The organism is Microbacterium sp. HM-570 (assembly GCF_054165885.1).
Genome location: NZ_CM135111.1, coordinates 2,480,120 through 2,504,815, shown reverse-complemented (window position 1 = coordinate 2,504,815; position 24,696 = coordinate 2,480,120). Strand labels below are relative to the sequence as shown.

Annotated in this window: 19 protein-coding genes; 9 read left to right on the top strand and 10 right to left on the bottom strand. The window is 69.5% G+C overall.

Annotation, left to right across the window (positions count from 1 at the left end; translation table 11 throughout):
- Window positions 1-165: 165 nt before the first annotated feature.
- A complete protein-coding gene (locus tag ACT9TC_RS11975; RefSeq protein WP_458040719.1) occupies window positions 166-1,017 on the bottom strand; it encodes an AlbA family DNA-binding domain-containing protein in 852 nt (283 codons plus the stop codon).
- Window positions 1,018-1,032: 15 nt separating this feature from the next.
- Complete coding sequence (locus tag ACT9TC_RS11970) at window positions 1,033-1,698, bottom strand: NUDIX hydrolase family protein (protein ID WP_458040718.1); 666 nt, start codon at window positions 1,696-1,698, stop codon at window positions 1,033-1,035.
- Between the two features lie 187 nt (window positions 1,699-1,885).
- Here ACT9TC_RS11970 and ACT9TC_RS11965 point away from each other — a divergent pair, with 187 nt between their 5' ends.
- The 5 genes from ACT9TC_RS11965 to ACT9TC_RS11945 all read left to right on the top strand — a co-directional run bounded on the left by ACT9TC_RS11965 (window position 1,886) and on the right by ACT9TC_RS11945 (window position 8,855).
- Window positions 1,886-2,578, top strand: coding sequence for an alpha/beta hydrolase (locus ACT9TC_RS11965; RefSeq protein ID WP_458040717.1), 693 nt, complete (start codon window positions 1,886-1,888; stop codon window positions 2,576-2,578).
- 63 nt (window positions 2,579-2,641) lie between these two features.
- Complete coding sequence (locus ACT9TC_RS11960; RefSeq protein ID WP_458040716.1) at window positions 2,642-7,537, top strand: Lhr family ATP-dependent helicase; 4,896 nt, start codon at window positions 2,642-2,644, stop codon at window positions 7,535-7,537.
- The gene (locus tag ACT9TC_RS11955; RefSeq protein ID WP_458040715.1) at window positions 7,530-8,303 is read left to right on the top strand and encodes a DNA-formamidopyrimidine glycosylase family protein; all 774 of its coding nucleotides are present in this window, start codon (window positions 7,530-7,532) and stop codon (window positions 8,301-8,303) included. Before ACT9TC_RS11960 ends, ACT9TC_RS11955 begins: the two co-directional genes overlap by 8 nt.
- Window positions 8,304-8,352: 49 nt before the next feature.
- Entirely contained in the window at window positions 8,353-8,601 is a 249-nt protein-coding gene (locus tag ACT9TC_RS11950) for a type II toxin-antitoxin system Phd/YefM family antitoxin (RefSeq protein ID WP_458040714.1), read from the top strand.
- On the top strand, window positions 8,598-8,855 hold the full coding sequence (locus ACT9TC_RS11945; protein ID WP_458040713.1) for a type II toxin-antitoxin system RelE family toxin: 258 nt from the start codon (window positions 8,598-8,600) through the stop codon (window positions 8,853-8,855). Before ACT9TC_RS11950 ends, ACT9TC_RS11945 begins: the two co-directional genes overlap by 4 nt.
- A gap of 710 nt (window positions 8,856-9,565) precedes the next feature.
- On the opposite strand, the gene ACT9TC_RS11940 is transcribed toward ACT9TC_RS11945, so the two are convergent.
- Complete coding sequence (locus tag ACT9TC_RS11940; protein WP_458040712.1) at window positions 9,566-10,228, bottom strand: YitT family protein; 663 nt, start codon at window positions 10,226-10,228, stop codon at window positions 9,566-9,568.
- Window positions 10,229-10,519: 291 nt separating this feature from the next.
- Between ACT9TC_RS11940 and ACT9TC_RS11935 the strand changes: the two genes are divergently transcribed.
- From ACT9TC_RS11935 to ACT9TC_RS11925, 3 genes are all read left to right on the top strand, one after another.
- A complete protein-coding gene (locus ACT9TC_RS11935; protein WP_458040711.1) occupies window positions 10,520-10,927 on the top strand; it encodes a transferase in 408 nt (135 codons plus the stop codon).
- 63 nt (window positions 10,928-10,990) lie between these two features.
- Entirely contained in the window at window positions 10,991-11,722 is a 732-nt protein-coding gene (locus ACT9TC_RS11930) for a LysR family substrate-binding domain-containing protein (protein ID WP_458040710.1), read from the top strand.
- Window positions 11,723-11,750: 28 nt separating this feature from the next.
- Complete coding sequence (locus ACT9TC_RS11925; protein WP_458040709.1) at window positions 11,751-12,509, top strand: glutamine amidotransferase-related protein; 759 nt, start codon at window positions 11,751-11,753, stop codon at window positions 12,507-12,509.
- Between the two features lie 27 nt (window positions 12,510-12,536).
- On the opposite strand, the gene ACT9TC_RS11920 is transcribed toward ACT9TC_RS11925, so the two are convergent.
- Together ACT9TC_RS11920 and treZ are read right to left on the bottom strand one after the other, a co-directional pair.
- The gene (locus ACT9TC_RS11920) at window positions 12,537-13,361 is read right to left on the bottom strand and encodes a tryptophan-rich sensory protein (RefSeq protein WP_458040708.1); all 825 of its coding nucleotides are present in this window, start codon (window positions 13,359-13,361) and stop codon (window positions 12,537-12,539) included.
- Window positions 13,362-13,520: 159 nt separating this feature from the next.
- Window positions 13,521-15,263 (bottom strand): malto-oligosyltrehalose trehalohydrolase, encoded by a 1,743-nt coding sequence (treZ, locus tag ACT9TC_RS11915; RefSeq protein WP_458040707.1) that lies wholly within the window; start codon window positions 15,261-15,263, stop codon window positions 13,521-13,523.
- Window positions 15,264-15,556: 293 nt separating this feature from the next.
- Here treZ and ACT9TC_RS11910 point away from each other — a divergent pair, with 293 nt between their 5' ends.
- A complete protein-coding gene (locus tag ACT9TC_RS11910) occupies window positions 15,557-17,098 on the top strand; it encodes a sodium:solute symporter family protein (RefSeq protein WP_458040706.1) in 1,542 nt (513 codons plus the stop codon).
- Between the two features lie 34 nt (window positions 17,099-17,132).
- Here ACT9TC_RS11910 and ACT9TC_RS11905 read toward each other — a convergent pair whose 3' ends face one another.
- From ACT9TC_RS11905 to ACT9TC_RS11885, 5 genes are read right to left on the bottom strand one after another with little or no spacing between them, the layout of a single operon-like run.
- The gene (locus ACT9TC_RS11905) at window positions 17,133-17,726 is read right to left on the bottom strand and encodes a TetR/AcrR family transcriptional regulator (protein WP_458040705.1); all 594 of its coding nucleotides are present in this window, start codon (window positions 17,724-17,726) and stop codon (window positions 17,133-17,135) included.
- Between the two features lie 4 nt (window positions 17,727-17,730).
- The gene (locus ACT9TC_RS11900) at window positions 17,731-19,410 is read right to left on the bottom strand and encodes an allophanate hydrolase (protein WP_458040704.1); all 1,680 of its coding nucleotides are present in this window, start codon (window positions 19,408-19,410) and stop codon (window positions 17,731-17,733) included.
- Entirely contained in the window at window positions 19,407-22,997 is a 3,591-nt protein-coding gene (gene uca / locus ACT9TC_RS11895; RefSeq protein ID WP_458040703.1) for an urea carboxylase, read from the bottom strand. The genes ACT9TC_RS11900 and uca overlap by 4 nt, the downstream gene beginning before the upstream one ends.
- A gap of 50 nt (window positions 22,998-23,047) precedes the next feature.
- The gene (locus tag ACT9TC_RS11890) at window positions 23,048-23,746 is read right to left on the bottom strand and encodes an urea amidolyase associated protein UAAP2 (RefSeq protein ID WP_458040702.1); all 699 of its coding nucleotides are present in this window, start codon (window positions 23,744-23,746) and stop codon (window positions 23,048-23,050) included.
- A 15-nt stretch (window positions 23,747-23,761) separates the two neighbouring features.
- Window positions 23,762-24,628 carry an urea amidolyase associated protein UAAP1 gene (locus ACT9TC_RS11885; RefSeq protein WP_458040701.1) on the bottom strand — a complete coding sequence of 289 codons (867 nt, stop codon included), beginning with the start codon at window positions 24,626-24,628 and terminating at the stop codon, window positions 23,762-23,764.
- Between the last annotated feature and the right edge of the window lie 68 nt (window positions 24,629-24,696).

The following is a 24,696-nucleotide window of genomic DNA, read 5'->3' as shown; positions in this document are numbered from 1 at the left end:
GGTTGCGCGGGAGAGAAATGGGTTGTGTCGTCGACCGCGGACGGATGACGGATGATCGGGTGTTGCGTAGCGGGTGCCGCCCGATCACGACGAACAATACCGGTACGAGCTATCCCGGACGAGACGTCATTCACAGCGCCGTTCTCGGGACGACCCCGCCGCGCGTCAGCGCCCCGCCGAAGGCCCCGAGGGACGCCCCGTCACGAGTGACGCGAGCGTCGGTCGCCAATGGCGTGAAACATACTCGACTGCCTCGTCCACGCCGAGAGCGCGGGTGGAGTTTCCGACACGCACCCACAGGTCGGTGGCTGGGCCGCCGTCGCGCGGCGCCGTCAAGAAGACCGGCTTCGGCGATGGCGGACAGTTGAGGGCGCAGACCGTGCCCGCGTCCGCGAGCGTTGCGAACTGAATGTGGGGCAGCGCGGCGGCGTTGCGGCCGACGAGCGTCGAGAGCAGGTCACGCAGCCAGAGCTCGAACCGGTCGTGGTCGGGCGTCCGGAGGGTTGCGAGATCCCGTTCCAGGCCGCGCACGACACCGTCGTCGCTCGCGCCGATGACCAGCACTCCGCCGTTGCTGTTCAAGAACGCGGCGACCGTCTTTGCGATCGCGAGTTCCATCCGCGGATCCTTCTTATGTTCACGGACGTTCCACCGCGCGGTCTCTTTGAACTCGACGTGGTCGGATTCCCCCGCGGCGAGGAACGCCGCCACATCGACGTCGCCATAGTTCGGGCGGATGAGCGCCGCAATCGACGCCGCGACGAAGGTGAGCCCGATGCTCGAGCCGAACGCGAGCAAGAGCGTCGTCGGCATCCAGAGGTACTGACCGTAGAAGAGCAGTCCCGCGAGCAGGAGCCCCACGCTGATGCCGAGCAGCGAGATCACGGCCATCGTCGTCAGACCCAGGCGCAGTCGACGGCCGAACAGCCGACGCACGACCCATGCGACCGCGTAGGCGAAAGCGAGAGCGACGGGGAGGGCGATAGCGAACTCGACGAGGAGGGGACTTGCAGGCATCCGTTCGGTCCCGACTCAGCGCAGGGCGCCGACGCTCGCCAGTGCGAGGCGGACGAGCGTGCCGCGGCCGCCCTCCATCTCGGCGGCGAGCGCATCGGACGCTGCCTCTTCGGGCGACATCCACGTGACCTCGAGCGCGTCCTGGCGCGGCTCGCACGTCCCGGTCACGGGCACGACGAAGGCGAGCGAAACGGCGTGCTGACGATCGTCGTGGAAGGCGGTGACGCCGGGAATCGGCAGGTACTCGGCGACCGTGAACGGAGTCACCTGAGGGGGCAGCAGGGGGAAGGCCATCGGGCCGAGATCGTTCTCGAGGTGGCGGAACAGCGCATCCCGCACCGTCTCGCCATGCCGCACACGGCCGCTGACGAGCGAACGGGTGATCTCGCCGACCGGTGTGGCGCGCAGCAGGATGCCGACCTCGGTCACGGAGCCCACGCCATCCGTCCGCACGGGCACGGCCTCGACGTAGAGCATCGGCAGCCGGCGCCGCGCCTCGGCCAGCTCGACCTCGCTCAGCCAGCCGGGATTCGCCGCGCTTCCCGTCGTCGGCGAGCCGAACGAACCGTCGTCACGCGGATCGCTCGAACGTCCGAACGACGCTCCCATGCCGCTCAACCGATCGCGCCCCTCGGGGCCGTCGTCTTCGGGGGGATCGGGGTCAGGTGTGCGCACCGGCATGTCTCTTGTATACCTCAGCCTTTCGCGCGACCCCGTACATGCGAAAGGAACGGCGAGACGGATGTGGCGGATGTGGCGCCGAATCGACCTCATGGGCCCCACGAGTCACATGGGTCCTCCGAGATGTGCGCGGAAGCCACGCGCCAGCTCAGAGCACCGTGTCCGCGGGGTTTGCCAGGATGGGGGCATGTCCCCCACCGACGAGACCCCATCGTCCGCGTCATCCGCAGCGACCCTGCCGCCCGAGCTCGATCCGGATGCCGCGCTCTGGTCGGATGCCCCGGCAGGGCGTCCCCTGCTGGTGCTGTTGCACGGGTACGGGTCGGACGAGCGCGACCTGTTCGGTCTCGTCCCGTACCTCCCGCCCGCCTTCGTCTTCGCGGCCCCGCGCGCGCCCCTCGCCCCGCCGTGGCCGGCACCGGGCTACTCCTGGTACCCCATCGAGGGCCTGAACGGGCGAGACTCCGCCGGTGTGACGCGGGCGGCCGAACGACTCTGCGCCTGGCTCGACGAGCACGCGGTCGGGGCGACGTCGATCGGCCTGCTCGGATTCTCTCAAGGTGCGGCGATCGCCCTGCAGGCGCTGCGGCTGCAGCCGGAACGGTTCGCCTTCGCGGTCAACCTCAGCGGCTACGCCAGCGCCGCAACGCTGCCCGGTGACGAAGTACTCGCCGCCACCAAGCCCCCGGTTTTCTGGGGTCGCGGAACGCACGACGACGTCATCCCGGAGCCGCTCATCGCGCAAACCACCGTCTGGCTTCCCGAGCACAGCACGCTCAGCGGATCGGTCTATCCCGGCCTGACGCACAGCGTCTCGCAGACCGAGCTCGACGACGTCCGCGGCTTTCTCGAGGCACGCCTGAAGCAACTCTCGGACTGACGCGCGTCGCGCGACCAGCGCAAGACCCGCGCCGATGTCGGTGCGGGGGACGAAGATGGACAGATGGCCGATGTCTGGGCGAAATTCGGTCCTGCCACGCAGGACTGGTTTCGTGGCGCCTTCCTCGAGCCCACCCCCGCCCAGGTCGGTGCGTGGGATGCGATCTCGGCCGGGCGGCACGCGCTCGTCGTCGCGCCGACCGGCTCGGGCAAGACCCTGTCCGCTTTCCTCTGGGCGATCGACAGGGTCTTCCGCGAGAAGCCGCTCGAGGCGGAGCCCCGCGCGGGCGGACGAAGAAAACGAGCGGATGCCCCGCAGCCGACCACGGGCATCCTGTACATCTCTCCGCTGAAGGCGCTGGGCGTCGATGTCGAGCGCAACCTGCGTTCGCCGCTCGTGGGCATCGCCCAGTCGGCACGTCGGCTGGGTATCGCGCTTCCCGACGTCACGGTGGGCGTGCGCTCGGGCGATACCCCGTCGAACGAGCGGCGACGTCTGGTGCAGGATCCGCCCGACATACTCATCACGACCCCCGAATCGCTCTACCTGATGCTCACGAGCCAGGCGGGCGAGACACTGCGCGGCGTGCACACCGTGATCGTCGACGAGGTCCACGCCGTCGCCGCCACCAAGCGCGGGGCGCATCTCGCTGTCAGCCTCGAACGACTCGACGCGATGCTCGAGCATCCGGCGCAGCGGATCGGGTTGTCAGCGACCGTGCGCCCGATCGACGAGGTCGCGCGCTTCCTCGGCGGCGCGGCGCCCGTCGACGTCGTGGCGCCGCCCGCGTCGAAAACCTTCGAACTGCGCGTGACCGTGCCGATCGACGACATGCTCAATCCCCCGCCCCCGCCCCGCTCGGGTGCGCCCGGTGCCGACGCACCGGATGGGGCAACGGATGCCTCGGGGTCCGCCCGCGCGGGGGCCAGTGCCGACGATACGGGCGAAAGGGATATCAGCAGCGACGGGACCAGCAACGGCAACACCGGCGACGGCGACGGCGACGGACCGGAGTGGTACGCCGCCGACAGTCGCCTGCGCCCCGAGGCGACGGAGATGACGGGGTCGGTCTGGCCGCACGTCGAAGAGGCGATCGTCGACCGCATCCTCGAGAACCGCTCGACCATCGTTTTCTCGAACTCCCGCCGACTGGCCGAGCGCCTGACCGGGCGACTCAACGAGATCTACGCCGAGCGACTCGGGCTCGAACTTCCCGACCCTGCGGTTCCCGCTGCTGTCATGGCGCAGGCGGGCTCGACCGCTGGCGCTGATCCTGTACTCGCGCGCGCACACCACGGGTCGGTGTCGAAAGAGCAGCGCGCGCAGGTCGAAGAAGAGTTGAAAGCGGGGCGACTGCGCTGCGTGGTCGCGACCAGCAGCCTCGAACTCGGCATCGACATGGGCGCCGTGGACCTCGTGATCCAGGTCGAGTCGCCGCCCTCTGCCGCGAGCGGGCTGCAGCGGATCGGCCGCGCGGGTCACCAGGTCGGCGAGGTCAGCCGCGCCTTCCTCTTCCCCAAGCATCGCGCCGATGTGCTGCACACCGCGATCGTCACCGAGCGCATGCTCGCCGGACGCATCGAGTCGATCTCGGTGCCGCAGAATCCGCTCGACATCCTGGCGCAGCAGACCGTCGCGGCGTGCGCGCTCGGGGCCATCGACGTCGAGGACTGGTACGACGCGGTGCGCAAGAGCGCCCCCTTCCGCACGCTGCCGCGCTCGGCCTACGAGGCCACGCTCGACCTGTTGGCCGGGCGCTACCCCTCCGACGAGTTCGCCGAGCTCCGGCCCCGCGTCGTCTGGGATCGTGACGCGGGCACGCTGACCGGACGCCCCGGTGCCCAACGCCTCGCCGTGACGAGCGGCGGGACGATCCCCGACCGCGGTCTGTTCGGCGTGTTCGTCGCGGGCGAATCACGCGGGGGTCGCGTCGGCGAGCTCGACGAAGAGATGGTCTACGAGTCGCGCGTCAACGACGTCTTCACGCTCGGCACGACGAGCTGGCGAATCGTCGAGATCACCCACGATCGCGTCAACGTCGTGCCGGCGTTCGGACAGCCCGGCAAGCTGCCGTTCTGGCACGGCGATGGGCTCGGACGCCCCGCCGAACTCGGCGAGGCGCTCGGAAAGTTCTCGAAAGACCTGTCCGAGGCGACGCCCGACGCCGCCCGCGAGCGGCTGCGTGACGGGGGTCTCGACGAGCGCGCGAGCGACAACCTTCTCGCTTATCTGGCGGAGCAGCGCGAGGCGACGGGCACGCTCCCGACCGATACGACCTTCACCGTCGAGCGTGGGCGCGACGAGGTCGGCGACTGGCGAATCATCCTGCATTCCCCGTACGGCATGAGTGTGCACGCCCCGTGGGCGCTCGCTGTCAACGCGCGCATCCGCGAACGCCTCGGCGTCGAGGGATCCGCCGTCGCGAGCGACGACGGCATCATCGCTCGGGTCCCGGATGCCGCGGCCGAGCCGCCGGGCGCCGAACTCTTCGTCTTCGAGGCCGACGAGCTCGAGCAGATCGTCACGGACGAGGTCGGCGGGTCCGCCCTCTTCGCCTCGCGCTTCCGTGAGTGCGCGGCACGCGCGTTGCTGATGCCGCGCGTCAACCCGAACAAGCGCAGCCCCCTCTGGCAGCAGCGCCAGCGATCGGCACAGTTGCTCGAAGTCGCGCGCAGGCATCCGACGTTCCCGATCATCCTCGAGACTCTTCGCGAGGTGCTGCAGGACGTCTACGACCTGCCCGCTCTGCTCGGGCTCGCGCGTGGGATCGCCGAGCGCCGCATCCGCCTGATCGAGACGACGACAACCCAGCCCTCGCCGTTCGCACGAGACCTGCTCTTCGGATACGTCGGCGCGTTCATGTACGAGGGCGACTCGCCCCTCGCCGAACGCCGCGCGGCGGCCCTGTCTGTCGATCCCGCGCTGCTCTCGGAGTTGCTCGGCCGCATCGAGATGCGCGAGCTGCTCGACCCCGACGTCATCGCGCAGTTCGAACGTGAGGCGCAACGCCTCGATCCCACGCGCCGCGTGAACGGTATCGAGGGTGTCGCGGATCTGCTGCGGATGCTCGGCCCCCTGGACGCCGCAGAGGTCGCCGCGCGCCTCATTCCGGCCGAGGCCGACGGTTCGGTCGTGCGCGCGCTGCGGGCCGATCCGGCCGATCCCGATGCGGATGCGCCGACGGAGGATGCGGCACCAGCGCTGCCCGATGCGACAGCTGCCGAGGCATCCGCTCTCCTGATCGCTCTCGTCGATGCCCGGCGCGCGATCCCCATCACGATCGGTGGCACGCACCGCGTCGCCGCGATCGAGGACGCCGGGCGCCTGCGTGACGCGCTCGGTGCGGCGTTACCCGTCGGCATCCCGCTGGCGTTCCTCGAGCCGACCGAGGACCCGCTCGGCGATCTCGTCGCTCGGTACGCGCGCACGCACGCTCCGTTCACGGTGGATTCCCTCGCCGAAAGACTCGGGATCGGTCCCGCCGTGGCACGTCATACGCTTCTGCGACTCGAGTCGCAGGGGCGCGTGACGAGCGGGTTCTTCCTGCCCGCCGGTGTGGACCGCTCACGGATCGGGGGCAGCGATGAAACGGAGTGGTGCGACGCCGAGGTGCTGCGCCGCCTGCGCATGCGTTCGCTCGCGGCCATCCGCGGGAGCGTCGAGCCCGTCCCGCCCGAGGCGTTCGCGCGGTTCCTGCCCGTCTGGCAGCACGTCGCCCGCCCGCTGTCGGGAGTCGACGGTGTGGTCGCGGCGATCGATCAACTCGCGGGCGTGCCGCTGCCGGCGAGCGCGTGGGAGTCGCTCGTGCTGCCCTCGCGCGTGTCCGACTACCACCCCGGGTTGCTGGACGAATTGACCGCGGCCGGCGAGGTCGTCTGGTCGGGTCAGGGCTCGCTGCCCGGTCGCGACGGGTGGGTGGCTCTGCATCCCGCGGATGCCGCGCCGTACACGCTGGCCCCGCCCGAGGACGAACCCGCCGCAGACTCGCTCGATCGACGTGTGCTCGATGCGCTGGCGGTCGGGGGCGCCTACTTCGCCTCTCAGCTGCGCGATGCGGCCGGGGCTGAGAACGAGCAGTCCGTGACGGACGCCCTGTGGCGCCTGACCTGGTCGGGTCATGTCACGAACGACACGTTCGCGCCGCTCCGGGCCCTGACTGCCGGTGGATCGCAGGCGCACCGCACCACACGGCGCCCGCCCCGTGCACGACTGTTCCGCGGGGCGGCGCTGCCCCGACCCGCCGCTCCCCCGCGCCCGACCGGTGTGGGCGGGCGCTGGTCTCTGCTGCCCGAACCGGAGTCGGATGCCTCGGCCCGGGCAACAGCATCCGCAGCACTGCTGCTCGACCGCTACGGCGTCGTCACGCGCGGGTCCGTCCAGGCCGAGGGCATGCCCGGCGGTTTCGCCCAGGCCTACCGGGTACTGGCGGGCTTCGAGCAGGCGGGCCACTGCCGCCGGGGATATCTGATCGAAGGGCTGGGCGCGGCACAGTTTGCGGCATCCGCCACGATCGACCGACTGCGCGAGTTCGCGGCACTGCCCGATCCCGCACCCCTGCGTGCCGTCACTCTCGCCGCGACCGACCCCGCAAACCCCTACGGCGCCGCTCTCCCCTGGCCCGTGATCGACGGTGTCACCCACCGACCGGGCCGCAAGGCCGGCGGCATCGTCGTGCTGGTCGACGGGACCCTGGCCGTCTACCTCGAGCGGGGCGGCAAGAGCGCGCTCGTCTTCACGGAGGACGACAACGTGCTCGCGGCGGCAGCGCTCGATCTGGCGACGACCGCGCGGGCGCGACGCCTCGACACACTCACGGTCGAGCAGGTCAACGGTGCTTTCGTCTACGGCTCTTCCACCGCTCGCGCCCTCCGAGAGGCAGGGTTCGTCGAGTCTCCCCGCGGCCTGACACTGCGTCGGACGACGGCGGGAGATGCGATTCGAGCGGGCGCTCGTGCCTGAGGGCGACACCGTCTTCCGTGCCGCGCGACGGCTATCCGAGGCGCTCGCGGGTTCGGTCGTGACGCGGTTCGACATCCGAGTTCCCGGCAGCGCGACCGCCGACCTGCGGGGCGAGACCGTGCACGACGTCGTTCCGCGCGGCAAACATCTGCTGCATCGCATCGGGGATTTCTCGCTGCACTCGCACCTGAAAATGGAGGGCGAGTGGCACGTCTATCGCCGCGGCGAGAAGTGGCGAAAGCCGGCGTTCACGGCTCGCGCGATCGTTGGCAACGCGGACTGGGATGCCGTGGGTTTCGATCTGGCGATGGTCGAGGTGCTGCCGACGAGCGAAGAGGAGCGTGTCGTCGGGCACCTGGGTCCCGACCCGCTCTCCGAAGACTGGGATCCGTTCGAGGCCGCGCGGGTGCTCGCGAGCGACCCGCGGCCGATACACGTGGCGCTGCTCGATCAGCGGACGGTGGCGGGTTTCGGCAACGAATACGCGAACGAGATTCTGTTCGTCCGAGGCATCCTGCCCTCGCGCCCCGCGATCGAGGTCGACACCGCCGCCGTGATCGATGTGGGCGCACGGATGCTTCGCGCCAACCGCGATCGCACGCCTCGAACGTTCACGGGCGATACCCGAGCGGGTCGCACGACGTGGGTGTACGGGCGGGCGCGACGACCGTGCCGCCGGTGCGGCACGGCAATCCGCGAGGGGTCGCTCGGCGCTACGGCGACGTCCGAGCGGAACGTGTTCTGGTGTCCGAACTGCCAGCGCTGACCGCACGAGATTTCGTACATTATGGGCCTATGAAATGTACAATCTGAAGATGTCGATCGTGAGCGCCGCAGATGCGCGCAAGAACTTCTCCGATATCCTCACCCGCTCCGAGAACGAGGCAGTCTTCATCGAACGGCGTGGTCAGCGCGCTGCCGTGGTCGTCAGCCCTGAGCAATACGAGCGGATGATCGAGGCCCTCGAAGACGCGGAAGACGCGGCGGCGTTCGACGAGGCCATGTCGGAAGAAGGCCCGAACGTGCCCTGGGCGCAGGTAAAGGCCGATCTCGGTTGGGCATGAGCTATCGCATCGAGCTTCGCCCGGCGGCGGTTCGAGCTCTCAAAAAGATCGACCACCAAGACCGTGGTCGCATCAGGGGAGCAATCGCCCTCTTGGGCGAGGACCCTCGTCCGCCCGGCGCAACAGCGCTCCGCGGACGCGCGGGACTGCGCGTGCGCATCGGCGACTATCGCATCATCTACACGATCGATGACGATGTCCTGGTCGTGGCGGTCGTGACGCTCGGTCACCGAAGGGATGTCTACGAGCAGTGAGAGGGCGCGTCGAGCGATATGTTCAAGCGGGTGACGGCCATCCTCCCTCTCGACGAAGAGACCGCTGAGCGGGACGCCGACGCCCTGCTGCGGACTGTCATCGCCGTCGCCACGAATGGGAAGACCGCTGCCGTTCGGGAGTTGCGGGATATCGCGGGCCACGTCTGGATGGGGCGACTTTCGGCGGCTCGCGCTGCGGGTTCCGTTGAAGGAACGAGTGGTCAGCGCACAAAAGACGAAAGCCTTCGCGCGCGGGTTTTCGTTCGGGACGGATTTCGCTGTACCCAGTGCGGAGGGCGCGCGGTCCCTCGGAGCATTCTGGTCGCGATTCACGATCTGTACCCGGAGGAGATTCCGTACGACGTGCATTACACACGCGGAAGGACCCACCCCGCCTTCTGGGCTCCGGTACCAGAAGCTGACCACGTTCTTGCACACAGCAGAGGTGGGTTCAACGATCTAGCCATCTCGCTACGCTCCACGCCGCGTGCAACACCCGAAAGTCCGACTCCCCGGCGACCTACTCTGCGCACAACGGTCAGAACTCGTCCGGCGACGACTGGGACGGGCTCACATCCTTCTATCCCGCGCTCATCGAGGCGGGAGCCGGGGAGATCAGGCCTCGCTACCACCGCGAATGGTCGAGACGATATGCGATTCTCATGGGGCAATCGACACCGACACATGATCGGTAGGCCCGGCCTGCTAGGTCAGTGTCCGACGTATCGCCCGGGCCGGTGATTGAGCGCGAGCACCAGGCTCAGCAGCACTGCCCCGGCGGCCGAGAGCAACACGAGCGGCCACGGCACGACCCAGAGAGCGGCGACGATGATCGCGACATCGAAAATCATCTGCACCCAACCCGCACGGAATCCCCACCGCTCTTGGACGATCAGCGCGATGATCGTGATGCCCCCGAGGCTCGCACGATGCCGGAAGAGGATGAGCAGTCCGATCCCGACGAGCAGGTTGCCCCCGAAGGTGCCGTAGACGGGATCGATCTGCGGGATGGGGAACGCCAGGTTGTGCAGCACCGAGAACGCCGACACGAGACCGATCGACACGGCCGTCCGAACCGTGAAGTCCAGCCCCTTCTTCCAGAGCGCGAGCACCGCGAACGGGAGGTTGACGATCGCGAAGAGCACCCAGAAGGGCAGCGACGTCGCGTAGTCGAGCAGCAGGGCAACGCCGGCGGTGCCGCCCGTGACCGCGCCGCTGGACTGCAGCAAGTGCAGCCCGAGCGACGCGGTGAACGTTCCCGTCAGCAAACCCAGGATGTCTTCGGGCACGGTGTGCGCCAGGGCCGGAGCACCGAAGACCGGGTCGGTCGTGGCGGCGTCGCCGTCGGAGGGGGTGTCGTGTGCGTGTGTCACGGGGTCCTTCGTGAGGTTCGTGGATATGGACAGGAGGGGTCATCCGTCCGCACTCATCTTCGCAAACTCGACTCCCCCTTCAGTTGGAGCGCGAGAGTGCCCGTTTCCACGCGCGAGAGTGCCCGTTGTCACAGCGGGGAGCCGCCTCGCGGGACAGAACGGGCACCCTCGAGGATCAGAACGGGCACTTTCGCGCAGAAAAGTTCAGAAACGACCCATCCGGAATACCCATGCCTACGAATGAGTTACAACCGGTGACTTCGGCTTTATTTACCGCCGCGGGAGGGAATCGTGGGCAAGAACTACGTGGACATCGAACGCGATAACGGAGAGATCCTCCGCTACCGCAAGCACGTCAATGGTCGCGGGCTGATCGCGCACGGCGCGAAGGTACACGCGAGCGCGCTGATCGAAGCGGGCGCATACGTCGAACCCGGCGCACAGGTTGCCGCCGGAGCTCGTGTGCTCCGTGGTGCGTGGATCGAGACGGACGCCGTCATCGGCCCCGACGCCATCATCGAGGAGCACGCGCACATCGGCTCGGGGGCAGCGGTCGGTTCCGGTGCACGCATCGGCGTCCGGGCGACCGTGGGTGACCGCGCGCGCATCGCAGGCGGTGCCAAGATCCGTGACGACGAAATCGTGGCGAACGGCCAGATCATCGCCACCGACAAGCGCGGTTTGCGCTTGGCGGCGTAAGACACACAAGCGCGGGCTGCGCTCAGCCGCATGAGACACCCCAGCGCGGGCTACGCTGGCCGGATGGCGAAGGGTGGCGGGAGTCCGAGACGCCCGCGCCGTCCTGTGCGTGCGGCATCCATTCGCGCCGCGACACCGAAGAAGACGGCACGCTCGAAGCCCGCCCCTCCGGCCGCAGAGCCGTCCGGGCCCGTTCTCGTCGGGCCGCTTCGTCTCGGTGTGTTCCCGGGTGCGGCACCCGGCATCTGGGTTGATCGTTGGCGGGAACGCCTGCCCGATGTGCCTCTCGAACTCGTTTCGATCGAGGCAGCGAATCAGGAGCAGGCGCTCCGTGACGGTGAGATCGATGCCGCGTTGGTCCGTCTCCCGGTCGAGCCCGATGGGTTGCACGTCATTCCCCTCTACGAAGAAACGACGGTCGTGGCGTTCGGCACCGATTCGTCGCTCGGTGCCGCGGAAGAGCTGGCGTTCGACGACCTCGCGGGCGAGATCCTTTTCGTTCCCGCGGACGATGTGCTGGGCCCACTCGGCATTCCGGGTGTCGTGCCGGCTCGCGGGCCGCAGCTCGCGACCACGGCCGACGCGTTGGAGACGGTTGCCGCGGGCGTGGGCATCGTGATCCTGCCCCTGTCGCTCGTGCGCTTGCACCGGCGCCGCGACGTGACGCACCGACCGCTCGCGGGTGCCCCGACGTCCGCCGTCGCCCTGGCATGGCTCACCGAGAGCACGAGCCCCGCGATCGAGGCGCTGGTCGGTATCGTTCGGGGCCGCACCGCTCGCTCGTCGCGGAGTTGACCGTGCCCGCCGATTACACTCGGGCAACATGACCTATGCCGGCACGGGGACCGATGGCGCCCGACCACTGCTGTACCTGTGCGTGCGTCCCCAGGCCGGTGCCGCCGAGGGAGAATATCGCTCGTTCCGCGAGGCCGCGCACCTCGACGAGGACCAGCTGCACGCCCATGATCTCGTGCGCGAACCGTTGCCGGCCGATGCTCTCGACACGTACGCGGGATTTCTCGTGGGCGGCAGTCCGTTCAACGTCGCCGACCCCACGGGCACGAAGACCGACGTGCAGCGCCGTCTCGAGGCGGACCTCGAACGGATCGCGGGTGCCGCGGCATCCGGTGTCACGTCGGGGCTCTTTACCTGTTACGGCATTGGCATCGTGACACGCATGCTGGGTGGTGACGTCACCCGGGCCTACCCCGAAGACACGGGGCCCGCGACCATCACCCTCACCGAGACAGGCGCGCAGGACCCGCTCTTCGGGATGCTACCCACGCGCTTCTCCGCCCTCACGGCGCATAAAGAGGGAGCGGCCACGCCGCCGCCGGGCGCCGAACTTCTCGCCACCAATGATGTCTGTCCCGTGCAGGCGTACCGGGTCGGCAGCACCCTGTACGCGACGCAGTTCCATCCCGAACCGACCGGCCGCGCGTTCACCGAGCGGATGGTCGTCTACCGCGACGACGGATACTTCGATGCCCGCGCGTTCGATGAGATTGCCGCTCGCGTGCTCGCCGCGTCGGTCAGCGAGCCAGCGCGCATCGTCCGCGCATTCGCGGCACGCCTGGTCTGACGGCCGCGGCTCGCCCGCCCCGAAAGGTCAGTCGCCCTGCGGGCGCAGCGCCCGGAGTCCCGCGACGGCGAGGGGCGTTCCGGCGACGGCGACAGCCGCCACGATGGCGGCGATGCCGATCGCCTCGCTGCGCGGCTGGTCGGCCAGGCGCCCGACGGCGATCCAGACGAGTCCCCACCCGAGGGCGAGGCCGGGCGCGACGCGCCATCCGCTCGCCCAGGCGATCGCGAGACCGATGACCGCGACGACGACGATGACGGCGATGCCCCAAGCCTCCGCATGGTCCGCCCAGTCGGTCGGACCGATGGCGGTCAGCCAGGCCGCGACGTTGGCCACGGAAGCGACGGCGACCCAGCCGAGATGCAGGCCGGTGACCCCGTCGACCAGGAGCGAGTCGGTTATGCCGCCGCGAGGCATCCGCGTCACCACGGCTCGCTGGAAGGTGATGCACAGTGCGGCCAGCAGCACGAAGATCGCCAGCGTCGTACCCCAGAGCGTGAGCACCTGCACTGTGACGATCCAGAGACCGTTCAGCACCATGGTCAGCGCAATCCACCAGCCCATCGCGCGTTGACGCATCGAGGCGCGATGCGCGGGCAGGGCCTGCCAGACCGTGTAGGCCGCAAGACCTGTGTAGATGACCGACCAGATCGAGAACGCGGGGGTGGCCGGCGCAAGCAGGGTCGCGTCCGCGGCGAGCGCGCCTCCCTGTGCCTCGGCGATCGGTGTGCCACCGAAAACCCCGACGCCCACCATCGCGGCGATGAGCATGAACACGAGCGCAGAGATCACGACGACCTGGCGCACGAGATCGAGGCTCTGCGCCTGGGCCGGCTGTCCGGGAATGGTCATGCCCTCACCCTATGCCGGGCCCAGCGGCGAGACACGGCGGGGACGAACGGTTGACAATTCAGTCCGCCCCGTGTCACGGCTGGCGGCAGCGCCCGGAAAACAGGGGGTCGGGTCGACCCCCTGCCACGCACGGACTGAATTGTGAGCGCTCCGAGCGCCTCAGCGGAGCGGACCGACGATCACGGCGGCCTCGCTCGGCACGACGGCCTCGCCGTCGGCGACGAGCGCCGTGGCGTCGGTCGCCAGCAGGATGACGCGCCCGGGCGCAACGTCCCACGACACGGCCTCGTCCGTGAGATTCACGAGCACCGACAGATCGCCGCGTCCGAGCGCGAAGGCGCGCGCCCCGACCTCGCCTGAAGCGCCTTCCGCCGATTCGGCGCGCAGCGCCGCGAACGACGGGTCGGTGAGCTCGGGCCACTCTCTGCGCAGTGCTGCGAGGTCGCGGTAGAGCTGCAGCAGACGGGCGTGATCACCCGCGGATGCCTCGGCCCAGTCGAGCTTCGACCGCTCGAAGGTCTCGGGGTCCTGCGGGTTCGGCACGACGGACTCGTCCCACCCCATACGGGTGAACTCCTCGAGCCGGCCCTTCGCCGTCGCCTCGCCGAGCTCGGGCTCGGGGTGCGAGGTGAAGAACTGCCACGGTGTTGTGGCGCCCCACTCCTCGCCCATGAAGAGCATGGGGGTGCCGGGGGTCGTCAGGGTCAGCACGGCGGTCGCGGCCAGGCGGCCGTAGGACAGCGACTGCGAGAGGCGGTCGCCGGCGGCGCGGTTGCCGATCTGGTCGTGGTCCTGCGCGAACGTCACGAGGCGCCACGTCGGTACCTCGGCCGGGATCGGGAAGCCGTGCTCCCGCTCGCGGAACGACGAGTAGGTGCCGTTGTGGAAGAACCCCTCGGTCCACACCTTCGGCAGCGCGTCCAGCTCGCCGAAGTCTGCGTAATACCCGACGGTCTCGCCGGTGACGGCGACGTGTGTGGCATGGTGCCAATCGTCGCTCCACTGCGCTGTGAGGCCGTAGCCCCCGGCTTCGCGCGGCAGGATGAGCTTCGGGTCGTTCATGTCCGACTCGGCGATGAGCGTCAGCGGTCGACCGAGATGTGCCGAGAGGGCATCGGATGCCTCAGCCAGTTCCTGCAGGATGTGCCGATCGCTGTTGTCGAGCAGCGCGTGCACGGCATCCAGGCGCAGACCATCGACGTGGTACTCGCGCAGCCACATCAGGGCATTGTCGACGATGTAGGACCGCACGGCGGGTTCGTCGAGGTTGACGGAGTCGCCCCAGGTGTTGCGCTCGCCCGAGCGCAGGTACGGCCCGAACTCGGGCAGGTAGTTGCCGCTCGGCCCGAGATGGTTGTAGACGACGTCCTGGATGACCGCAAGACCCGCGGCGTGGGCGGCGTCGACGAAGCGCTGGTAGGCGCGCGGTCCGCCGTACGCCTCGTGGACGGTGTACCAGAGCACCCCGTCGTACCCCCAGTTGTGCACGCCGTTGAAGCCGTTGACGGGCAGCAGTTCGACGTGGGTCACGCCGAGTTCGAACAGGTGAGGGAACCGCTCGATTGCAGCATCCAGTGTCCCCTCGGGCGTGAAAGTTCCGACGTGGAGTTCGTAGATGATCCCGCCCGCCAGTTGGCGACCCGTCCAGTCAGCGTCGGTCCAGGCGAAGTCGGCCAGATCGATGTGTGCGGATGCCTCGTGCACACCCCGCGGTTGGCGCTTCGAGCGCGGATCCGGGCGGGGCGCCCCGTCGTCGATGACGAACCCGTATTCCTCGGCGTCGGCGAGAACGACATCGCCCGACCACCAACCGTCCGCGGCGCGTTCCAGCTCGAGCTCCGTCGCGTCCCCTCGACGGAGTCGGACCTGGCGTGCGTTCGGTGCCCAAACCTCGATGCTCATGTTCCCAGCCTGTCATCCGGAACGGCCGCCCGCCCACCTCTTGACGCGTCCGTCCCCTGTCGGTAGCAACCGCGAAGGCCGCAGGGCGCGCCCAGGCCCTTCGAACGGACGCAACACGCCGCACGGCCCGCGTAGACACGGCGTGTTGCGTCCGTTCGCGACCTCACGGGCGATATTTCACGAGATCGATACATCCCGGAAAATCGCGGGGCGGTTTGCGTCGACAACATGGGTTTCTATCGCCCGATAGAAACCCCTCAACCTCACCGCAACGTTCTCACCAGGGAGTCGCCATGATCATCTTCGGAGTCGCACTGACCGTGCTCGTGATTCTCATCGTGGGAATCGTCGTGGCCAGGCGAATAGACGGCGATAGTGCGAACTTCCTCGTCGCGGGTCGGCGCCTGGGCGTACCGCTCGTGGCGGCGTCGCTCACGGCCGCGGCCGTCGACGCGAACGCCACCGTCGGCAACACCGACCTGACGGCCGACTTCGGATTCTGGTCGGGCGCTTCTCTCGCCCTCGGCCTCGCGATCTGCCTGACCCTCGTGGGTCTGTTCCTCGCGAAGCCCCTCAACGCGATGAAGCTCTTCACGCTCGGCGACTACTTCCGCATCCGCTACGGACGCACGAACGAGGTCTTCGCGAGCGTCATCATGGTGATCGCCTTCACGATCCTGCTCGCCGGCAACCTCGTCGCCTGCGGATACCTCATGGAGCGCTTCGCCCGCATCCCCTACGCCTGGGGCGTCATCATCGCGGTCGTGCTCGTGCTGTCATACACGATCGCCGGAGGGCTCGTCTCGGACGCCTACACGGGCGCCATCCAGACCACGATCACGGTCGTTGCCTCGATCGGGCTGCTGATCTGGACGGCCCTCAGCTTCGGCATCATCATCCCCGAGGGCATGGGGCCGTTCGACTTCGAGCAGCTGACCAGCGCCGAGTTCGGCGCCCCGATCAACTGGGCCACCCTGATCGCCCTCGGCATCGGCGACATCGTCGCGATCGACTTCATGCAGCGCGTCTTCGGCGCACGGAACCCCCAGGTCGCGCGCCGCGCGTGCCTGAGCGCCGCCGCCCTCACCGCCGGCGTCGGCATCATCTTCGCGCTCGTGGCACTGACGGCATCCGCTGCTCTCGGTCTCACCGCCGCCGATGGACCGGTGCTCTATCAGCTGCTGGATGGCTGGGCTCCGCCTCTGCTGTCGATCTTGGTGCTCTCGGGCATTGTCGCGGCTTCGTTCTCCACCGCGTCCGGCGCGATCCTGGCGACCTCGGCCGTGACGGTGCGCAACATTTTCCGCGTGCGTCGCCCGGCGGACGCCGAGCGCGACCCGCTGCTGCGCTGGACGCGCGTCGCCATGTTCCCGGTCGTGATCATCGGTTCACTGCTCGCGATCCAGACCAGCCAGACGGCGATCCTGTTGACCCTGGCCTTCGACCTGATGCTCGCCTGCCTGGCGGGCCCGTTCGTGGTCGGCATCTTCTGGAACCGGCCGGGTCGGAACGCCCTGTTCATCTCGGCCGCCGTCGGTCTGGTGGTGCGGATCGCACTGCTCGGCGTTCAGCCCACGCTCTACGGGCTCGAGAACAACATCTTCTACGTCCCGAACACGATGTTCGACACGAGCATCGACGGGTGGGCGACGCTCATCGCCTTCGCCGTGAGCCTGTCGGTGTTCTTCCTCGTCTCCTGGGTATCACCGCGGACCGAGGCCGAACTCGGCGACGAACGCGACGCCGTCGAGGCGCTGCGTCTGGAGCAGAGCGACGTCCTGAGCGAGGCGGTGGAGACAACGGGCGCTGCATCCGACGATCCCGTGCGGGCCTGATCACGACCAGACCCACGACCCGTGGCGGTCTGCCTCAGCTGGCGTTCTCGACCAGGCGCAGGCAGGCCGCCGCGATGCGGTCGGGCAGATCGTCGGGTACCGCGCCCTCCTGGCGGAATCGCACGACGACATCGACCAACTGGATGCAGCACGTGCCGAGAAACTGGGCGTCGGCCCCCGGGCTGATGCGCGTCGCGAGCTCGCCGTAGATCCCGATGAGTTCGTCGCGGGCCGCGCGGAACGGTGCGAAGGCCTCGCCAGCGATCTCGGGTGAGAGGTACATCGTGCCGATGTTGTGCGGTTCGGCGAGCAACGTCTCGACGTCGGCGCGGGCGAGCGCGTGAAGCGCCCGGCGGGCATCCGGCTCAGCGAGGTATTCGGCCGCGCGATCGAGGGTCGGGGCGATGGATGCCTGCAGCAGCTCGAGCAGGATCTCTTCCTTGCCCGCGAAGTAGTAGTACATGCTGGCCTGCCGCATGCCGGCTCGCTCGGCTATCCGTCTTGTGCTGGTGGCGGCGTACCCGCGTTCGGCGAAGAGGGATGCGGCGGCGTCGACGAGCTGCTGGCGGGACTCGACGCCCGGCTCGCCCGGCTGGAGGCGAGGACGGCCCGGCATCGACGTCGTCATCCCTCTATTCTGCGCTCTGATCCCGCCCGAGGTAGGCCAGCCATCCGCCGTGCGCGCTGATGTCCGGCGCATCCTCGAACGCGACGGGCTCGGCGAGGAATCCGGCCACGGCCGATCCGTCCTCGAGCGTGACCCGGCCGATCGTCATGGGTTGCGGCAGCGCCGCGACGAACGAGCCGAAACCGTGCGCCGGGAGCGTCCACACCTCGCCCGCGATGGCGGCACCGTCCGTCTCCACGCGACGCAGGCCCGGCTTGGGCGGCACGGTCGGCAGCGCGTGCAGACGATACGAGGGCGCCGTGCGCACGCTGCGCGAGAAGCGCCCGCCAGCCGCGATGAGCTGGTGATTGAGTGGCTGCCCCGTGAGGTGTGCACCCACGACCAGGATGTCGATCTCGGAGTCCACGATCCGCCGTGCCAGCTCGGCCAGGCGCCGGTCGGTGAAGGCCGGAGCGGTGAGCATGACGCCGAACGGGAACCCGTCGACCGTGCCCGCGGGGACGGCGAGCGAGGCGTAGTCGAGAAGGTTGGCGAAGTTCGTGTAGCGGCCCATGCGGGCGTTCGCGCCGATCGGGTCGGCCGCGACCTCGGCGAGCGTGGGGTGCCAGGTGGTCGTCGGGGTCAGGAGCGCCGCGGTGCCCTCGAGCAGGCGCGCTCCCGCAAGTCCCAGGCGACGCAGGCGCTCGCGGTCACGGAAGGCGTCGACCGCGGTGAACCGCTCGCCGCCGCCGACGATCGTCGCGACCGTCGGGTCGATGTCTCCCCCGATCAGATCGGCGTTCTCACGGATGAAGTCGCCCACGGCCGCGGTGCGTTCCGCGACGAAGGCACCGCCGTAGAGCAGCGTGGCGGCCTCGAGCAGGGGCGCGATGTCGACCTCCACGATCTCGACGCCCGACGCCGCAAGCCGTTCGACGACACCGCGGAACGCCTCGGCCCAACCGGGCGCCAGCCCTTCGAGGTGCTCGGCGGTCGGGATGGCGACGCGGGGCGCGGGCTCGAGACCCGGCAGGGCATCGGCAACCCGGATGAGGGGGTCGATCCCGTCCGCGCCCTCCATGGTCTCGGCTGCCAGGCGTCCGAGCCCGAGGTCGCGCGCGAACACGGTGACGACATCGATCGACCAGCAGGCCGGCACCACGCCCGTCGTCGGCACGAGCCCGACGCTCGGTTTGATGCCGAAGATGCCGTTCAGCGCCGCGGGCACGCGACCCGAGCCGGCGGTGTCGGTGCCCAGGGCGATGTCGACGAAACTCAGGGCGACCGCGACGGCTGATCCCGAGCTCGATCCTCCCGAGATGCGGTCGGGCTGCCAGGCGTTGCGGACGGCGCCATGGGGACTGCGCGTACCGACCAGACCGGTTGCGAACTGGTCGAGGTTGGTCTTGCCGAGCACGATCGCACCCGCGGCGCGCAGCCGGGCCACGGACGGCGCGTCGACCTCGGGGGCGAACGCGAAGGCGGGGCATCCGGCGGTCGTCGCGAGCCTCGCGACGTCGATGTTGTCCTTGACCGCCACGAGCACGCCCGCCAACGGCAGGTGCTCGCCCGCGGCGACGCGCGCGTCGAGGTCGCGGGCCTCCGTGAGCACCTCGGACTCGTCGCGCAGGGCGATCCAGACCTCGGGCCGGTCGGCAGCCGCGATCCGCTCGTACGCCTGCTGAACCTTGAGAACGGCGCTCATGACACAACCTCCACTGCTACGAGAACCTGACCAGCGGCAACACGCTCGCCGGGTGAGACATAGACGGCGGCGACACGACCCGCCACCGGGGACAGGACGGGCGACTCCATCTTCATCGCCTCCAGAACGACGAGACGGCCATCCGCTGCCACACGGGACCCGGGCTCCACATCGACGCGCCAGACGCTCGCCGCGAACGGAGCCGTCACGGCTTCGCACCCCTCGGGCACGACGATGTCGGCGGCCGGGGCGGGAGGTGCGTCGTAGGTGCGCTCGAACTCGCCCGATGCGCGCCACGCATCCTTCTCGGCCGCGAACGCGGCCTGCTGGGTCGTGCGGAATGCCTCGATCGAGTCGGCCTCGACCGCAAGGAACTGCTCGTATTCGGCGAGCGAGAAGCGGCCCTCTTCGGTCCGAAAGTCGCCGCGCCCGGCATCCACTTCGGCGCGCAGGTCGAGCAGTTCCTCCGCCGACACCGGGTACCACGTGATGCGGTCGAAGGGCCGGAGCGCCCAGGGGTTCTGATCGAACAGCCCGCCGCGTCGGAAGCGATTCCAGATCTGCACCGTGCGGCCGACGAACTGGTAGCCGCCCGGGCCCTCCATGCCGTAGATGCACATGTAGGCGCCGCCGATTCCGACCGAATTCTCGGCCGTCCAGGTGCGGGCCGGGTTGTACTTCGTCGTCACGAGCCGGTGACGGGGATCGACCGGGGTGGCAACCGGCGCCCCGAGGTAGACGTCTCCGAGGCCCAACACCAGGTAGTCGGCCTCGAAGACGATGCGCTTGACGTCGTCGACGCTGTCGAGCCCGTTCACACGACGGATGAACTCGATGTTCGAGGGCGTCCACGGGGCGTCGTCGCGAACGCTCGACATGTACCGGTCGATCGCCAGCTGGGTGGCCGGGTCATCCCACGAGAGGGGCAGGTGGACGATCCGCGAGGGCACGGTCAGCTCGCGCGTCGCGGGCAGGGCGGCCTCGATCGCCTGCAGGTCGCCGAGCAACTGCGACGCGCGAATCACCCGCGGATCGGTCTGGATCTGCAGCGAACGGATGCCGGGGGTCACATCCCGGACGCCCGCTATCCCTCGCGCCAGCACCGCCTCTTCGAGCGCGTGCACACGCATCCGCAGCCCGAGATCGAGGATGTTCTCGCCGTACTCGACGAGGATGTTCGCGTCGCCGTCCCGTCGGTAGGTCACGGCGGGGGCGAGCACGTCGTCGCCGTCCGTGATCGGCGCGCGGCGGGCGAGGATGCCGTCGTCCCCGTCTCCGCCCTCGGCGCCCGGCGCGAGCGGTGCCGCGAAGGCGAGCGCGTCCTGCTCGCGGATGGCGGCGAAGCGCACCGTGTCGCCGGGGCGCAGCTGCCCGACCTTCCAGAACTCACCGCTGGCGACGACCGCGGGGCAGACGAATCCCCCGAGGCTCGGGCCGTCGAGCCCGAGGATGATCGGGGTGTCTCCCGTGAAGTCGAGCGAGCCGACGGCGTACGGGGTGTCGTGGATGTTGGAGGGATGCAGGCCCGCCTCTCCCCCGTCCTCCCGGGCCCACGTCGGCTTCGGTCCGCGCAGTCGCACACCCGTGCGCGCCGACTGCACATCCACCTCGTAGACCGCCCGGTACAGCTCGTCGATGTCTGCGCGGGTGAAGAACTCCGGAGCCGCGTGCGGCCCCTCCAGCACCCCGATCACCCATTCGTGTGTCAGGCGGGGGCGTCGCTCGATCGGAGTCGCCGCCGGAACGGAGAGCCCCTCGCTCGTCCCCGGCCGCAGGACGTCCCCGGCGATCAGGGCGCGACCGCCATGTCCCCCGAACCCCCCGAGCGTGAAGGTCGAGGCGCTGCCGAGGTACGACGGCACGTCGAACCCGCCGCGCACGGCGAGGTAGGCGCGCATGCCGAGGGTCGTCGCGCCGACCGCCACGACCCCGCCGGCGGGAACCTCGAACGGCTCCCACGGAGCTACCGCACGGCCATCGATCGTCACGGGCACGTCGGCACCCGCGACGCACACGACGGCCGCGGCCGAGAAGCGCAGACGCGGTCCCGACATCGTGATCTCGAGCGCCGGGACATCCGCATCGTTTCCCACGGCCAGGTTCGCCTCGCGGAACGACACGGGGTCCATCGGCCCCGACGGCGGCACGCCGACGTTCCAGAGCCCGACGCGACCGGGCAGGTCCTGCACGGTCGTCATGAGGCCCGGGACCAGGACGTCGATGCGGGGGCGCGGGTCGTCCGGGTCTCCGAGGGTGCCGGTGTCGTGCGCCACGGCTCGCACGACCGGATCGTGGCACAGGGCCTCGAGCATCCCGACCCCCGTGACGATGCCATCGATGCGGGTTTCGGCAAGGGCCTCGCCGAGCAGGTCGAGCGCCGCGTCGCGGTCGTCCGCGTGCACGATGACCTTGGCGAGCATGGGGTCGTAATCGGGCGTGACCTCGAGCCCTGTCTCGATCCAGGCGTCGACGCGGATGCCGTCGCCCGCGGGGAACGACGCGTTGGTCACGAGTCCCGGCGAGGGCGCGAACCCGCGCGCGGGGTCCTCGGCGTAGACGCGGGCCTCGAAGGCGTGGCCGCGCGGCACGTGCTCGGTTTCGAACACGGCATCGTCGATCGCGGCGGCGCCACCGCGCCCGAGGGTCAGCATCAGGGCGACGAGGTCGATGCCGAACACGGCCTCGGTGACGGGATGCTCGACCTGCAGGCGCGTGTTGACCTCGAGGAACGCGGCTTCTTCGCGCACCGGGTCGTAGATGAACTCCACCGTTCCCGCGGAGCGATAGTTGACGGATGCCGCGAGCCGACGCGCGGCGTCGTGCATCTGTCGCCGGACGGCATCGGGGAGGTTCGGGGCCGGGGCCTCCTCGATCACCTTCTGGTTGCGGCGCTGCAGCGAGCAGTCGCGATCGCCGAACACCGCGACCCGCCCCTCACCGTCGCCGAAGACCTGCACCTCGACATGGCGCGCGTGCGTGACCAGACGTTCGAGAAACACCCCACCCGCGCCGAAGCTGCGCGCGGCGATCGCAGCGACGGCCTCGTAGCCCTCGTGCACCTCGTCGGCGCTCGAACAGACCCGCATCCCGATCCCGCCGCCGCCGCCGGTCGCTTTGAGCATGACGGGCAGGCCGATGCGCTCGGCCTCAGAAACCGCCTCTTCGGCGGAGGACAGCAAGCCGGTTCCGGCGAGCATCGGCACGCCCGCGGCCTCGGCGTGCTCGCGGGCGGTGTGCTTGAGCCCGAACGTCTCGATCTGCTCGGGCGTCGGGCCGATCCAGACGAGCCCCGCCGCCTCGGCCGCGCGAGCCGCCTCGACGTTCTCGGACAGAAAGCCGTAGCCCGGATGGATCGCCCCGGCCCCGTGCTCGAGGGCCGCGGCGATGATCGCCTCGGCACGCAGGTACGACTCCGCGGCCGGCGCAGGGCCCAGACGCACGGCGACGTCGGCCTCGCGCACGTGCGGCGCGGCCCGGTCGGCGTCCGAGTAGACGGCGACGGTGCGCAGCCCGAGTTCCTTCGCGGAGCGGATGATGCGGCGCGCGATCTCGCCGCGGTTCGCGATGAGCAGGGTATCGAAAGACACGAGAAACCTTCGGGCTGGTACAGGCGGCAGGCTGGATCAGGCGGGCTGGATCAGGCGGGCTGGGTGACGATGGCCCGTAGTGGCGTGACGTTGAAGTCGTTGCAGGGGTTGTTCATCTGCGGGCAGTTCGAGATCACGACGATGACGTCCTTCTCGGCCCGGCAGGCGACGCGGCGGCCGGGAGCGGACATCCCGTCGACGATCCCGAGCGCCCCATCCTGCTCGACCGGGACGTTCATGAACCAGTTCAGGTTCGACACGAGATCCCGTGCACCAAGCCCCCACTTCGCGCCCTCGTAGAGGAAGTTCTCGCGGCACGCGTGCTGGTAGGCGGTGTGGTGGCCGTAGCGCAGGGTGTTGGATTCCTTGCTGCAGGCGCCGCCGATCGTGTCCTGGCGGTCGATCTCGTTGCCGACGACGGTCATGAGCCGCTGCCCGAGGTTTGAGCGCAGCGCGGTGCCGGTGTTCACGTACGCGTTGCCCTGCCACGCGAGCGTATCCGGAACGCTGTAGCGCTCGGACGTGTCATCGAGGGCGAAGATCAGGCAGTCGCCGGACTGGTTGCCTCCGACATCCACGAGCGTGAAGACCTCACCGGCGCGCACAATGGAGGACCAGGATGCCCGGGGTGCGATGACATCATCGACCACGATCTCGCCGGGAACGAACGGCTCGGACCAGTCGAGCAGGCTGCCCTCGGCGTAGACGGGCCGGGGCGGAACGGTCGTGAGTACGGTGCTGTCGGCCATGTCGGTGCGTCCTTTCTACAGACCCGCGAGGGCGGCGTAGGCGATCGAGTTGCGGTAGGCGCGCGTGCGTTCGGGTGTCGCGTCGACGTGCGCATCACCCTCGGCGCTCGCTCGCTCGGCCCAGGCGTGCACGCGCAGCGGCGAGGTGACGTAGTCGGGCCGGGGATCGCGCGGGTGGGGCGCATTCGCGATCAGCACGATCAGCGGCAGCTCGGCCAGCAGGTCGACGTAGGTGCCCGGCCCCGCCGATCCACGCCAATCGAGCGTGCCGTCGGGCGCGACGTGCACGCCCTGGAAGAACGACACGGCCGGGGGGATGTCGCGCCGGTCGAGCCCGTGCTTCGAGCCCGCCATGCGCAGCAGCGCGTGGCCCGACGGCGTCGGGCCCTCGGGCGTCGCGTCGCCGTACTTGTGGACATTCCAGGCATCGCCGGATGCCCCGCAGAACGCGTCATGGTGGCCGGAGGTGTCTTCGACGATCGTCGCGAGCACTCGCCCGTCGCCCGAGAGCAGCGGATGCTCGGCGCCGAGGTACGCCTGCCAGGGGATCTTCTGGGTGTCGGCGACATTCAACCGCTCGCCGGTGTGCAGAGCGTTGAAGAGAACGACACTCGCCGAGGCATCCCCTTCGGGATCCTCGAGACGGATGCGTGTGCCCCGCGCCACCCGCAGGTGCGTGTAGCCGCCCGACGCCACGGTCTCGGACCACAGCAGCGTCGCCGGGTCGATCCCCTCGGGCGGGGTGGGCGTCGTGCTCGCGGGAAGATGGGGCATCCACTGCGACTGCGTCGCCCGGGCCCGCGCATCCTCTCGCGCCTGCTCCACGCTGCGGAGCGCAACGCTTCGGCCCCTGTTGTCCAGCCCGGTACTGTCGCTCGCCACGATCGGACTCCATTTCTATCGATTGATAGAAATGGAATCAGATCAACGTTTCGCCCACGTTTCGGGGT